The 13,849-nt window shown below is 40.1% G+C and carries 15 protein-coding genes; 10 read left to right on the top strand and 5 right to left on the bottom strand.

The features are described from left to right. The first annotated feature begins 16 nt into the window (after positions 1–16). On the top strand, positions 17–403 hold the full coding sequence (locus CWC02_RS05380; RefSeq protein WP_138616899.1) for a hypothetical protein: 387 nt from the start codon (positions 17–19) through the stop codon (positions 401–403). 59 nt (positions 404–462) lie between these two features. Here CWC02_RS05380 and CWC02_RS05375 read toward each other — a convergent pair whose 3' ends face one another. Continuing rightward, positions 463–2,385, bottom strand: a complete 1,923-nt coding sequence (locus CWC02_RS05375; protein WP_138616897.1) for an alpha/beta hydrolase family protein — start codon at positions 2,383–2,385, stop codon at positions 463–465. Between the two features lie 185 nt (positions 2,386–2,570). On the opposite strand from CWC02_RS05375, the gene CWC02_RS05370 reads away from it, so the two are divergent. Further along, positions 2,571–3,170, top strand: coding sequence for an FMN-dependent NADH-azoreductase (locus tag CWC02_RS05370; RefSeq protein WP_138616895.1), 600 nt, complete (start codon positions 2,571–2,573; stop codon positions 3,168–3,170). 43 nt (positions 3,171–3,213) lie between these two features. Here CWC02_RS05370 and CWC02_RS05365 read toward each other — a convergent pair whose 3' ends face one another. After that, positions 3,214–3,681, bottom strand: a complete 468-nt coding sequence (locus tag CWC02_RS05365; protein WP_138616893.1) for a hypothetical protein — start codon at positions 3,679–3,681, stop codon at positions 3,214–3,216. Further along, positions 3,678–3,965, bottom strand: a complete 288-nt coding sequence (locus CWC02_RS05360) for an EF-hand domain-containing protein (RefSeq protein WP_054551812.1) — start codon at positions 3,963–3,965, stop codon at positions 3,678–3,680. Before CWC02_RS05360 ends, CWC02_RS05365 begins: the two co-directional genes overlap by 4 nt. 169 nt (positions 3,966–4,134) lie before the next feature. On the opposite strand from CWC02_RS05360, the gene CWC02_RS05355 reads away from it, so the two are divergent. From CWC02_RS05355 to CWC02_RS05340, 4 genes are all read left to right on the top strand, one after another. Further along, entirely contained in the window at positions 4,135–5,631 is a 1,497-nt protein-coding gene (locus CWC02_RS05355) for a cryptochrome/deoxyribodipyrimidine photo-lyase family protein (RefSeq protein WP_138616891.1), read from the top strand. After that, complete coding sequence (locus tag CWC02_RS05350; RefSeq protein ID WP_082389187.1) at positions 5,621–5,773, top strand: DUF2256 domain-containing protein; 153 nt, start codon at positions 5,621–5,623, stop codon at positions 5,771–5,773. Before CWC02_RS05355 ends, CWC02_RS05350 begins: the two co-directional genes overlap by 11 nt. A gap of 89 nt (positions 5,774–5,862) precedes the next feature. Beyond that, positions 5,863–6,291 carry an OsmC family protein gene (locus CWC02_RS05345; protein WP_138616889.1) on the top strand — a complete coding sequence of 143 codons (429 nt, stop codon included), beginning with the start codon at positions 5,863–5,865 and terminating at the stop codon, positions 6,289–6,291. Between the two features lie 126 nt (positions 6,292–6,417). Next, the gene (locus CWC02_RS05340) at positions 6,418–7,209 is read left to right on the top strand and encodes a putative porin (RefSeq protein WP_138616887.1); all 792 of its coding nucleotides are present in this window, start codon (positions 6,418–6,420) and stop codon (positions 7,207–7,209) included. A 65-nt stretch (positions 7,210–7,274) separates the two neighbouring features. On the opposite strand, the gene CWC02_RS05335 is transcribed toward CWC02_RS05340, so the two are convergent. Beyond that, positions 7,275–8,708, bottom strand: a complete 1,434-nt coding sequence (locus tag CWC02_RS05335; protein ID WP_502705397.1) for a dipeptidase — start codon at positions 8,706–8,708, stop codon at positions 7,275–7,277. A gap of 213 nt (positions 8,709–8,921) precedes the next feature. On the opposite strand from CWC02_RS05335, the gene CWC02_RS05330 reads away from it, so the two are divergent. Next, complete coding sequence (locus CWC02_RS05330) at positions 8,922–9,068, top strand: DUF2986 domain-containing protein (RefSeq protein ID WP_138616883.1); 147 nt, start codon at positions 8,922–8,924, stop codon at positions 9,066–9,068. Here CWC02_RS05330 and CWC02_RS20730 read toward each other — a convergent pair. Beyond that, positions 9,036–9,209 (bottom strand): hypothetical protein, encoded by a 174-nt coding sequence (locus CWC02_RS20730; protein WP_171043819.1) that lies wholly within the window; start codon positions 9,207–9,209, stop codon positions 9,036–9,038. The two genes, CWC02_RS05330 and CWC02_RS20730, sit on opposite strands and share 33 nt — an antisense overlap. Before the next feature lie 249 nt (positions 9,210–9,458). Between CWC02_RS20730 and CWC02_RS05325 the strand changes: the two genes are divergently transcribed. The 3 genes from CWC02_RS05325 (at position 9,459) to CWC02_RS05315 (ending at position 13,820) form a co-directional block, all read left to right on the top strand. Next, entirely contained in the window at positions 9,459–10,010 is a 552-nt protein-coding gene (locus tag CWC02_RS05325; protein ID WP_138616881.1) for a hypothetical protein, read from the top strand. Continuing rightward, on the top strand, positions 10,010–12,877 hold the full coding sequence (locus CWC02_RS05320; protein ID WP_138616879.1) for a prolyl oligopeptidase family serine peptidase: 2,868 nt from the start codon (positions 10,010–10,012) through the stop codon (positions 12,875–12,877). The genes CWC02_RS05325 and CWC02_RS05320 overlap by 1 nt, the downstream gene beginning before the upstream one ends. 85 nt (positions 12,878–12,962) lie before the next feature. Beyond that, positions 12,963–13,820, top strand: a complete 858-nt coding sequence (locus tag CWC02_RS05315) for an AraC family transcriptional regulator (protein ID WP_138616877.1) — start codon at positions 12,963–12,965, stop codon at positions 13,818–13,820. Positions 13,821–13,849 lie beyond the last annotated feature (29 nt).

Below are 13,849 nucleotides of genomic sequence, written 5' to 3'. Positions count from 1 at the left end.
CCAAAAAGGACTTACTATGAAAAAGGCAGCGCTTGCACTTTTTACCCTACTTACACTTTCTGCTTGTAGCACCAGTGTGCCTATTCGTAACTTTGACGCAAACCCTGTACCGCAAATGGCGTCTGGCCAACATGACCTTGAAAGTATCAAAACCAATATTTTAAAAGCATGTATGAAACTAGGCTGGACGTGTCGTTCAAATGCCGAAGGCCAAATCTTAGGTAAACTTGATATTCGTAAACACCAATTACGCGTTGATATTACGTTTAACAAGCAAGAATACTCTATTGATTACAAAGATTCGATAAACCTTGATTACAATGGCAAAAAAATCCACCGCCAATATATCAATTGGGTTACCAACTTAATGCGCAATATTGATGCTGAATTAGCTTATAAATAAAATTGACGCAGAATCAGGTATTAAAAAAGGCGACCTAGGTCGCCTTTTCTTTGCTAATTCTAGTTTTTCAAGTTCTTATCGAAGAACTCTAAAAACGCTTTCAACGTTTTAATTCTGTATGGCTGGTGCGATAAGTAATGATCGCCATCTTCAAGCTCAATGTAAGTAACATCTTTACCTTCGTCTTTAAGTTCATCATCCATTTCACGGCTATGATAAACAGGCACTACATTATCATCAGAGCCATGAACCAATAGCACCGGACGATTAATTTGCTTTGCAAAATTAACTGGTGAAACCTTTTCAAGTTTATCGCCATCAGTTCCAAATTGCTTACGCACAATTTCTTTATTAGTGAAATAACGCGCTTTACTAACAATACGCTCAAGATCAGTAACGCCTGCAAAGCTTGCTGCACATTTGAATGTTTCTGGGTGTTTAACCACCGCCATTAATGCAGCATAACCACCATAACTTGCCCCGCCAATACAGATTTTATCTTTATTAGCGATACCTTCCTCAACAAGCCAATTCGCCGCATCTTGCAAGTCATCTTGCATTTCTTTACCAAAACCTTGAACTGCAGCCATCTCAAATTCATGGCCATAGCCACTAGAACCACGGAAGTTTGGTTGTAGTACTGCATAACCATTATAAGCAAGTAATGCAGTCCAATAGTCAAAACCAGCGTAATCACGAGCCATTGGCCCGCCATGCGGGAACACAATAGTGGGTAGTTTATCGCCTTCTTTGTAACCCACAGGTAAAGTTAAATACCCTTCAATAGTTAAACCATCACGGGCTTTATAACTGATTTTCTTTTTACCGCTGTAAACTGTTTCATTTACATCTGGGAATGCACTTGCAAATACCGTTAGCTCACTGGTATCGCGATTCCCAATCATGTAAGTTCCAGCACTATCATCACTTGTTAAATAAAGCACATATTGGCGCTGATCTTTACTGGTATCAATGATATCTATGTCAAATTTATCTTTTGGTAAAACAGCGCGTAAACCTGTATAGAGCTTATTTAAATCTTCATTCCAGTAACGGATCCCTTCATCTAATTGAGAGTGTGTAAAGCCTGCTACTTCACCTGTAAGTGGTGAGTAGAAAATATGACCGTCGAAGTCATAATTATCATCGCTGAACACTAACTCTTTTTTCATGGTCGTTAGGTCCATTTTATAAAGCGCATCATAGCCATCTTTAAGAGCTTTGAAATAAAGAATATTAGGGTCTTTATCGAAGCCCAAAACAGTCACTACATCAGGGGTAAATGCTTTATATTTAAATAACGTTTTACGGTTATCTCTATCTTCATCGTAAAGAATATATTCGAATTCGTCTTCATCCATTTTAAGGGCAATACGCACATTACCTTGGCGGTCTGCTGTCCAATCAATCACTTTACTGCGTGAGCGCTGAATTTTTTTCTTACGAAGTGTACTTAAATTAAGTTCATACACGCCAGGGGCATTGGCAACATCAAAGTCACCTTGAACTAAAATTTTATCTTTTTGATCGGGTAAAAAGCTGATGACCTGATCACCAAATTGCGGTTGGCGTTCATCACGGTTAAAGTTCGGCTTTATAGCTAGTTTTGCCTTACCATCACCATTTATATTGTATGTATATAAACGCGTAGAGGTGTATTTAGGGCCGCCAAATTGGCGTTGAATGTAGCGGGCTCCAAGTAACAAAACGTCATCATTCGCCCACTCATACCAATCGAAGAAAATAGTGTGATTATCTGAACGAATAACAGCATCTGCTTCTTTAGTTTTGCGGTTATAAACCATTAAAACCAACTCACCATTCACATTTCGAATAAACGATATGTGGGTTCCGCTTGGCGAAAATTTTACTTGGCTAAAAGCCCGTAAAGAGGCAAATGATTCTACAGGGAGTTGCGTGTTTTCAGCAGCACGGGGCATTAAGCTCAGCACTGCAAAAAATGTAAGCAGTAAGTACTTCATAGTAAAGTCCATTTTTTATTGTTCCGACAATATTAACATTAAATTACAAAAAAAGACTAACTCAAAAAAACTTAGGCATATCTTTCATTCGCTTAAAACGAACATAACACTCGATTAATAGCATTATTAATTTATTTTTTGATAATTATAATGGCTGCACTACTTCAGTTTTCTTAGGTGACATGATGAAAAAAGTACTTGTGTTAAATTCATCTTTAAATGGTGAACAAGGTAATTCAACCAAACTTAGCCAACAATTTGTTGAGCAACTTGCTAACAACCAACAAATTTCAATAACAACGCGCGATTTAAGCGACAATGCGATTGCTCACTTAACGCAGACAGAAATGGCTGCTTGGATGACTGATGCAAACGAGCGTAGCGATGAGCAAAAAGCACTTGCTGCAATTTCTGACGATTTAATTGCTGAACTTAACGATAACGAACTGATTGTTATTGGTATGCCAATGTACAACTTTGGAATTCCATCAACATTCAAAGCTTGGATTGATCGTATTGCTCGTGCTGGTATTACGTTTAAATACACTGAGCAAGGCCCTGTAGGTTTAATTGCAGACAAGAAAGTGGTGGTACTTGCAGCACGTGGTGGTTTGTATCAAGGCACTGACATGGATACACAAACTAAATACTTAAAAGATGTACTTGGTTTTGTGGGTATGACTGACGTTGATTTTATTTATGCCGAAGGTCTTGCGATGCCGGGTGCAGAGCAAAGCTTAGAAGCAGCACAAAACGAAATAAAGACTTTTGCTGCAGCACTGTAATTAGCAGAGCATAAAAAAGCGGTCATCATGACCGCTTTGTGATTTACGCTGTGACCGATAACAGCGATTCACCTTCAGATAAACCAAACTTTTCTTGCACAGAGGCTAGAATCGCTTCTTTATCTTCTTCTCCCAGTTGATCAGAATATTGCGCTAACAACTCATCTAAATAACTGACAACTTCTTCAGTATCAACCTGCTCAAGTGAGTTACCACTAGGCGGAGGTGGTGGCGGACCAAGAGGACGCTCACCTTCAGGACGACCTAATTCACCGACTTCAGCGGCATCAAAGCCTGCTTCAGCCATAATTGCTTCCATTTCTTGACCTGGTTGAATACCCGCATCTTTAAATGTTTGCATAATAGATTGTGCATCTTCTGCAGTTAAGTTTTCAGGATCAAACTGAGCTAAAGTTTCATTCATTAACTCTGTCTGTTCACTGGTTAACGGCTCTGCTTGCGGTCGTTGCATGGGCTGAAAATTCGCACCCGATGAGACACTGTTGATCATCGTTGATTTTCCTTACGTTTTGGTGGTTTATGGTTGTTGAACTCGTCTTCAGTTACTTCACCATTTTGATCAGTATCCATGTCATTAAAAATGGTTTGCAGCATATCTTCTGGCATAGGCTGTTCACTAAACTCAGTAAAATCAATCACCCCATTGCCATCAATATCAATCGTCGTAAAGTCAGGTCGCTGGGGTGGACCGCCTTGATGGTCGCGAGCAAAGCAAGCGGGCGCTGTGACTAACAACGAAATAGCTAAAACAGAAAGTGCAGATAAATGCTTCATAGCGAACCTCTTATGTCATTCAATTGACCATAAGCATAATCTGAATATCATTCAAAAGTGTGTGGGCAATATGCTACAAATGTGGAAACTTTGTGGATCGTTGTAGCAATTAATCGAAGTTGTAACTTGTTACGTATTAAGAGCAAAACACTTTTTCAACTCCACGTTTATGGCAGACTCAAAAAAACAAAAAGTAAATCTTGTTTGGTTCAAACGTGACCTAAGACTGTCTGATCATCAACCACTTGCCAGTGCGATTGCATCAGACCTGCCTTGCTTACTCATTTATAATTTTGAGCCTCTATTACTCGACGACCCCCATTACAGCTTAAGGCACTGGCGTTTTGTTGCTCAGTCACTAAAAGACATCAACCAACAACTTGAAAAATACAACGCTGAAATCGCCATTTATAATCAAGAAATGATTACCTTGTTAGAAACCCTCAGTGAAGATTTTGATATTGCAGGGGTTTATAGTCATCAAGAAATAGGCCTAAACAATACATTTGAGCGAGATAAACAGGTCACACGCTGGCTAAACAGTAAAGCAATTCCATGGCACGAAACGCCACTTGGAGGTGTAAAACGAGCGCGGCCAAAACAGTTTGATTGGCAAGCACATTGGCATGGCGTGATGAACCAACGTCTTGTAACGCCAAATTGGCAAGCCTTTAATGCAGTGCTGCCTCATAATTACCAAGCCGCGACCTGTGTTAATGATTTTCTAAAGCACGACCCGCAGTTTCAATATGGTGGCCCTCATGCAGCTAGAGCTTGCCTACAGAGCTTTGTAGAAGAGCGTGCAAAAAACTACCAAAGTGGCATCTCAAGTCCTTCCAAAAGTAGAGGTTCATGCTCTAGGCTTTCGCCTTACTTAGCTTTTGGCAACCTGAGCCTCAGACAAGTTTATCAAACCCTAAAATACTATTTAGTAAAGCAGCCTTTAAGCTGGCGTCGCTCATTACATGCTTTTGAATCTAGGCTTCATTGGCATTGCCATTTTATGCAAAAGTTCGAAACTCAATGCAGCATGGAGTTTGCACCGCAAAACGCGGGCTACCTACATTACCCCTATCGCGATGATGAACTCGTTGCAGAGCACTTAAAGCGCTTTGAGCAAGGTCAAACAGGTATTCCTATTATTGATGCGTGCATGCGTTGCCTCGCAGCAACGGGTTACATTAATTTTCGAATGCGCGCTATGTTAGTCAGCTTTATGACTCATCATATGAACATTCATTGGCAATCAGTCAGCTTTATTTTATCGCGTTATTTTTTAGATTTTGAGCCGGGTATTCACTACCCACAAATCCAAATGCAAGCATCGGTCACAGGAACTAACACCATTCGTTTGTATAACCCAATAAAGCAATCTGAAGACAAAGACCCAGATGGTATATTTATAAAAACATGGTGCCCTGAGCTTAAAAACTTACCCAAAGAAGATCTCCACCAGCCATGGCAACAACCGCCAATGGAAGCCTTGTTTAATAATTTTAAACAAGGCGAAGACTACCCAGAGCCCATGGTCGATATTGAACACGCAGCCAAACAAGCACGTGAGCGGTTATGGTCATTTCGAGAACGTGATGACGTAAAACGTGGCACAAAAGCCGTACTGCATAAGCATGTGATAAGCCTTAAAAGACAACGCCATGGCTCATAAAAAGCTGAATTTACCCAGCAAAACCTGCCCCGTTTGCGACAGGCCATTTATGTGGCGTAAAAAATGGCAACGTGATTGGCAGCATGTTAAATACTGCTCAGAACGTTGCAAGCGTGAGGCAAAAAGGAATATTGGCGTTTAAGTTGCACTTATATCGTGAACTCACCGTTTTCGGCACAAAACCCTGAAAGCCTTTCACGGTCGTCGAAAAAATTTACAAAGGAGATGACGATGACAATTAAAAAATCTGCACATACGAGTTGGTCTGGTGATATTAAATCTGGCAAAGGCTATATTTCTAGTCAAAGTGGCGCGCTTGAGAAACAGCCATTTGGCTTTAACACTCGCTTTGAAGATAAGCCAGGTACTAACCCTGAAGAACTGGTTGCAGCGGCACACAGTAGCTGTTTTAGCATGGCGCTATCGCTGGCACTAACTGAAGCAGGCTTTGTCGCTGACGACATAACGACCAAAGCAACAGTGAGCCTTGATGAGGTTGATGACGGCTTCGAAGTGAGCCACATTGCACTTGATGTCAGCGCAAAGATAAAAGAAGTCTCACTCGAAAAGTTTGAGCAACTTTGTGAGAAAACCAAGCAAGGCTGCCCTATTTCTAAACTGATGAATGCCGAAATATCACTCACCACAACGCTTAATTAATCTCTGTAGGCCAAGCAGTGCTTGGCCTTTTCACAAACTAACAGACCCACAACACTTTATTACATTCTTTTTACCGCCTCGTTGTATTATCTTTATGAAGCAAAACCAAATACAACAAGGATATGTATGATTAAAAAATTAGCCCCGATCGCTCTTGCAACACTTGCTTATTCAAACTGCTCAATCGCCACAGAACAACAAGTAAGTAAACAATGGTTCAACAGTATCGAATACACTCATATTAATAATGACTATTATGACTTTGATGGCTATCAATTAGTAAGCCATTACTACTTTGAAGAGCAGCAAAGCTCGGGGGTGCTCGATGATTATGGTTACCTAGATACAGATACAAACTTTCGAGTGAATTACTCAGGAGGAGACTATTACAACGATATTGGTTTATCAGGCGAGTATTTTTTTAACAACTGGTTTGCTGTAGCTGATATTAGGGACGTGAGGGATTTAGACAATTACACGCTAGGACTTGGCTACTTATTTGCCGATGCCTTAAAAGTCTCTGTAAATAGGGATGTGCGTAGCTATGGTGATGATTATTTCCGCTTGAAAGCGCAGTATAACCTCCAAATCAACGATAAGGATTACCTTGGTTTTAGCGCAGAAACAGATGATGAACTCGACGTTTGGAATGTCTCTGCCAGATACTTTAATCATTTAAGCGGTAGCCATTACATTACCGTCGATGTTGGCCATCAAGACAGCCTTTATAATTCAGCAAGCAATGCCATGATCAGCTACTACTTCGGCGATCACTATGCCATAGGTGCAGGGTTGGATGATTCTGAACTCGTTTTACAAGGTAAGTACTTTATTAATGATAAATACTATTTAACCGCGAATTACACTGAAAGCGGCTCTGCTGAACTTTATAACCTTAAGTTTGTTGCCCAATTCTAAATAGGAATGAGTCACCAGTTTTAAACAAGAACGCCGCTATAAAGCGGCGTTTTCAGTTTATAGAATTACATATTACCTAGCTTCATCAACATTGCAGTATACATTTTTAAGTTCAGTGCTAACTGCTCTTCAGTAATAAACTCATGCTCTGAGTGACCTGTGTACTTTTTACCTGGCATTGATGGACCAAATGACACCGCATTATCAAACAGCTTAGCATTTGTGCCACCACCAATTGACACAAAGCCCGCGTCCTTATCGCCGGTAAAGTGCTTAAAGATATCGAGTAATGCTTCTGCATGAGGCGCACCATCTAACAGCATTGGCGTACCAATAATAACTTTAGTGTCTTTTAACGTAGCACCATTAGTGGTTTGCCAAGCACTAAGTGCTTCATTAATTTGCTGCTTAAGCACCGCTTCTTCTTTACCTACCGGACGACGCATATTAATCGACAGTTTAATGTCGTTACCGTCGCGGCTTAATAAGGTAGGCGAAACAGTCATCGGGCCCATAAAGTCATGCTTGTAACCAATTTCACCGAATTGCGCGCCGTATAAATCAAGGCCAATTAGTTGATTGATAAACTCAATGGCTTGACCATCACTATTGTTCTCAAGATCAATACCTTTAAAGATTTCTGCAAGGTGCGCAATGGCATTTTCACCCGCTTCTGGCTCAGATGAATGCGCTGAAATCCCCTTCACTTGGACTAACAAGCCATTGTCTTGCTCTGTCATCGCCACTTTGACATTTTTAAGCTTAGCGACATTGTGGTGTAATTTAGCCACTGTCGCCGCATCAGCGTTATGCATTATCACGCTGGCATCTTCAGGGATTTGGCTAACAAAGGCGCCACCTTTTAAATCACTGACATATAAGCCTGTTTGTGCTGAGGTCGCAGAGAAAGTCGGCGCAATTAGGCTCCAGCCTTTTTCTGCAACAACCACAGGGTATGAAGCATCAATAGTGACAGCATATTTTGGTTGCTGATAGGTTTTCATGAACTCTTCGAGTGGTGCCCAGTCAGACTCTTCTGCAAGGTAAACCATTAATTCAATACGGTTATTTAAGGTAATACCCTTGTCTTTAATCGCCTTCATTGCATGCAGTGCAGTCGCAATTGCGCCTTTATCATCTTCTGTACCACGAGCTATTAGCTTTCCTGGCTCAGAGGTTTTATCCATTTTAAAAGGACTTTGCTGCCATTTACTGGCATCTGCAGGTTGCACATCACCATGGGTTACTATGGTTACTTTGTCAGCTTGGTTACCCATGCCAATTAACACTGTGTAGCCTAAATCTTGATAATCAAAACCAAACTGCGCCGCTTTCATTTTTAAGAACGACTTAAAGCCAATAAAATCTGGGTTATCAGGAGTCGCTAGACCTTCTTTATTTACCGTTGGATACGAAACTAAATTCTCTAAGGTATGAATTTGCGCTTGTTGATATTGCTCTACCGCGTAGCTAGCCAGCTTTTCACTTTGCTCAGACACAGCAGCCTGACTAGAGAAAGTACTTAATAAAAATGCAGCAAGTAATGAATGTTTCAAGATAAGCTCCAGAGTTTAAGAAGGTTTTTAGAAAGTCGCCTTGATTGTAACGCTTATAACGCCGACATAACATCTCTAATTAAAGCAAAATAGATCGCTTAAAAATACCAACAAGGTACAATAGCCACTCACCCTATAAATTCGTTTGTTAGACTCATGAACCGCAGAAAAAAGATCTTCACTAAACTTAAGCAAAAAGATAAGCGTGCCAATGCAAAATTGCATAAAAGCAATAAACCGGCCTACATCTCAAAGGCAGAACGCGAAAAATTAGCACAGCAAGAAGCTGATCAGGAAAATTAAAATACCTAGCGGTAAGCGCGATTTTATATCGCGCAACACGCTAATAAACTTCACGCTGTAATCAGCCGTAGGCGTCACGCTTGCTTGGCGCGTCTCAAACACCACCACAAAACAAACACCTTCGCGCGAAATAAATTTCACGCCTACGACAGCTTGTATCTCTCTTTACCTAACTTGCTAACTTTACTCTCGTAACTAGAAACTCTGGTTTTCAAACTGAAAGCTGACGGCTCGTAATTCTCTTCTCATTGTGCAATCTGGTTTCGTGCGTAGAAATTTCACGCCTAGCAACTCAACTCTTCTCACACTCATTCACAAATTGTGCTTCACATAGTTCCGATTTTTAAGTATTTTAAAATGAATTAAATAACAACAATAAGATACAAGGGAATGAGACGTTTATTGCTGCTTAGCTGTGCGCTTTTATTAAGTGCATGCGCATCTAAAGTTACCAACATAAAAGAAGACCAAGACACGCTATCTAAAGCCGATGAAGGCTACCTACTGATTGGCATTGAAACTAACCGCAGTTTAAAAGCCATTTATATTGATGGCCCAACGTCGCTTGTTCTTTCGGCTAAGGACATTCGAAGTGGTAGCAATTATATTTTAGCGAATCTACCACTGGGTGATTACACCATCACACGCTTAAACTTAAATCAATATTCCTATCTTGAATTTGATAACAAGGAAGCAAGTTGGCAATTCACTCTAGCCCCTAACAAAGTTAATTATGTTGGCCATTTAGACATAACAACTGTAGGTTACTGGAACACACGCTCTCATATTGTTTTAGAAAACAGAAGCTCTGAAGCACTGCAATATATGGAACAAAACTTCCCTACGATTTTGTCTGGTCGCTCGCTAAATTATGGCGGCCCAGGGGAAGACTCATTCTTTGATTATTTGGAACAAACATTTTCGCAGAAGGAAGCAAAATAATGAAAAAGTTACTTATTTTATTATTTTTTATTTTTCCCTTGCATGCTGAAATATTGTCGAGTGAAGACTTAATGTATTCGCCCGTTCAAAGCCAAGTTAAGGTTTCGCCCAGTGGCCGCTGGATCAGCTTTTTAGAAGCGCAAGAAGACAAAACCAAAACTCTCAATATCATCGATATGGATTCGATGAAAATGTACTATATCGTCAAACTCGACGAGGATAATGATTTTTATAATTATCAATGGTTAACAGATGATGATATTTTTATCAGTGTAAAAAGTCGCGTTAGTGGAGACTTTGAAGTCGTCGTGAATGTTATTGAAGGCGAAAAAAATCCAAAAATTGAACAGCATAGAGTTAAAGCAAAAGGCTACATTGTAGATAGGTTACTCAGTGATCCTGAACATATCTTATTTGCTAAACCTAATAAGAAAAACACACTGCTTTATCAAGTGCCCTTAAAAGCCTTATACAGTGATGATTACAGCACTTATACTCCCATCGAGAAAGGTTTAAAAGGTGCTTTTAGCTACTTCTTTGACGAGCACAAACAACAGCTTTTTACTGCGAAATTTGATGAAGAAGAAAAAAGTTTACAGTTCTTCTATAAGCTTATTGGTAATAATAAGTGGATCCCGATTTTTACTCTCACTGACGCAGATTATCAGTTTTTTCCAATTGGATTTACTGACCAAGATCACCTTGCCGTCATTACCAACAAGAATACCGATAAGAGCCAGGTTAGCCTTTTTAATATTAACACGCAAGAAATCACCGACACACTTTATCAACACCCCAAATATGACATTCAGTCCGCCGAGCTTGATGATAATGGCAATCTTATTGCCGCCTCGTATATCAAGCATGGTAAATATACTACCGATTATTTTATTGACGCCTATGAGCAATTGCATAGCAAAGTTGCGGAAGCTTTAGGAGACGAACAGTTTTTTTGGGTTGATAGCTCTATCGATGGTAAGACACAAATTTTATTTAGTCACTCAGCCACCGTGCCTGGCAAATACTATTTATACCAATCAGAAACAAATCACATAGAGTTACTGTTTTCTGTCGCCAAAAATAAAGACGCAACGTACGCTAAAACAACGTTTTTTAACTTTAAAGCCTACGATGGAACTAACCTTGAAGGTTACTTAACCAAACCTATTAACAACGATAAGCAGGTATTATTAGTGATGCCTCATGGTGGCCCAATTGGTATTCGTGAAAGTGATGAATTTAGCCCTGAGGTGCAATACCTTGCTTCCCGCGGCTTTTCAATTTTACGAGTTAATTTCAGGGGCTCAGCAGGGTTTGGTAAAGAGTTTTTAGAAAGCGGTGTTGGTCAATTTGGTAACCTTATCGAACAAGACATATCTGCCGCAGTAGCTCATATTCGTTCACAACATAGCTTTAAACATACCTGCTCTATTGGCTCAAGTTATGGTGGTTATTCAGCAGTTATGCTGGCAATTAAACACCCTGATATTTATGAATGCGTGATTGCAAGTTTTGGCATTTATGATTTACCTCTACTGTATAACGCAAGTAATAATGCCTTAACTAAAGATTATCAAGAGCTTATTGAGCGTACGGTTGGTGAATATAGCCAAGATTTAAAAGATATTTCCCCCGTTTATCAGGCTACCTATTTAAAAGCCCCAGTTCTTATTATTGCTGGCAAGCAAGATGAAATATCGGGCTTTGAACAAAGTAATCGCTTTTACTATATTTTAAAGCGTTTAGGTCATAATGTAGAAAAAGCGTTTTTCGAGCGTTCAGGGCATGGTCATCAGAATTGGTATTACGATCAAATAGAAGCAGCTTTAGCTAACGACTTTCTTGAAAGAAAACTTAATCTAAACAGTACATTGACTAATTATACTGAATCAGAAAAGAAAGCGGTTCAACGTGATGCCATATTGTTAGCAGATACGTTTGACAGTAAAACAATAGAAACTGATCGTAAAAAAGAAAGCTTTGACTACTACCAATTAGCTGCCAACTTAGATCATGACCGAGCAATGTTTAATGTCGGTAGTTATTATCATCGTGGTGATAATAGACCAATCGATATTAAAAAAGCTATTGAGTATTACACTCGAGCGGCAGAATTAGGCTATGAGCAAGCGCTGGAGCGTTTAGGCTATATATACTCTGTGAGTAAGCTAGTTAAACCGGATTATCATAAAGCAAAAGAGTTCTTTCAAACAGCCTTTGATAAAGAACATAGTATTGATAATGCATTTAACTTAGCCTCTATCTATTGTATCGCTGATAATGAAATCAGAGATGTAGATAAGTGTTTATCTATGCTTAATAGCTATGCAAATAAAGTTGATAATGAATCTCGCCAACATGTTCGAGAACAAATATCAATCATTATGCAAGAAGGAAACTACTCCGAGAATGAGCTAAAAGGTCTTCACAGTGTCTTAGCTAAGCTTTATGGCTTGAATTACCCGAATGCTATTTTGGAGTTAGAACGCAAAGGCTTATTTAAACTAGTACTTTCCGATAAGTTTAACGGTGAACCTGAAATAGAACAGCTATCAAAGCAATTAGATTTCAGCTATAAACTCGATGATGAACTACGCTTTGGCATAGAGTTTTACATGAATCGTGATGGCCTCGATACTCGTAGAGATCGACTTGTTGTGTTTACCAAATGGCACTTCACTCCTGACGATAAAGCGCTCAATGATTTTGTTTACTATCAGACTCTGTGGGGCGACCCAATTACCGAATGGTCTACCTACCGCACTTTAGATGAAACATCGACTCCAGGTACGTGGACACTAGATGTGATGGGCGCAAACCAACAGTTGCTCTATCAAAACACCTTTAAAGTGACAGCTATCAACTAAACTCAAAATGCGCAATTTCAATCAGGTAACGACTTAGGGGCCATGGCAAACTGGCCCCACTTCTGAAAAGCATTAACGAGTAACCATGAAAACGAAGCAACAACAACGCATTGAGTTAGTCTGTGACTACATTAGCCAGCATCTTGATGAACATTTATCACTGGAGACACTCAGTGAGGTAGCATGTTGTTCGAAGTATCATTTTCATCGTTTATTTGTCGCTGGAGTTGGCCTAAGTGTTACCAAATATGCGCAGCTTGCGCGCTTAAAGCGTGCCTCATTTCGACTTGCATTTGAGCATCAACTTAAAATCATTGATGTTGCATTAGAAGCGCAATTTGATAGCCCAGAAGCATTTAGTCGTGCTTTTAAACGCACCTTTACACAGTCGCCAAGCGAATTCAGAAGCAAACCAAACTGGCCTAATTGGCACTCACAGTTTGAATTTTCATTACCTGACAAAAAGGTTTGCCCTATGAATGTAAACATTGTTGATTTTAAAGCACAGCCGGTGGCTTTATTAACCCACCAAGGCGCTGCTAATACCCTGATGAATACCGCTGCACAATTTATTGAGTGGCGCAAAGAATCAGGCTTTTCACCTGTTAAAACCAGTAACACGTATGGGATCCCGTATAGCGATCCGGCCACCACTGAAGACCATGCGTTTCGTTTTGACTTCGCAGGCAGTATCACCTCACCGATTACTGAAAACCCGCAAGGTGTGCGAAATGGTGAAATTCCAGCAGGACGCTGCGCCGTAGTTCGTCATAATGGCTCTCATGACACCATTAGCGATACAGTTTACTACTTATACCGTGAATGGCTGGTGCAAAGCGGCGAAGAAGTCCGAGACTTCCCTTGCTTCTTTCATTACCTCAACCTCATCCATGAAGTTGATGAATGTGACCTGCAAACGGATATATATTTGCCGATAAAATGATTGCGAGATTCGAGGTTCGAGGTTCGAGG

It is taken from the genome of Pseudoalteromonas sp. S2721 (assembly GCF_005887425.1).
GTDB lineage: Bacteria > Pseudomonadota > Gammaproteobacteria > Enterobacterales > Alteromonadaceae > Pseudoalteromonas > Pseudoalteromonas simplex.
This window is presented reverse-complemented; position numbering and strand designations above follow the sequence as displayed.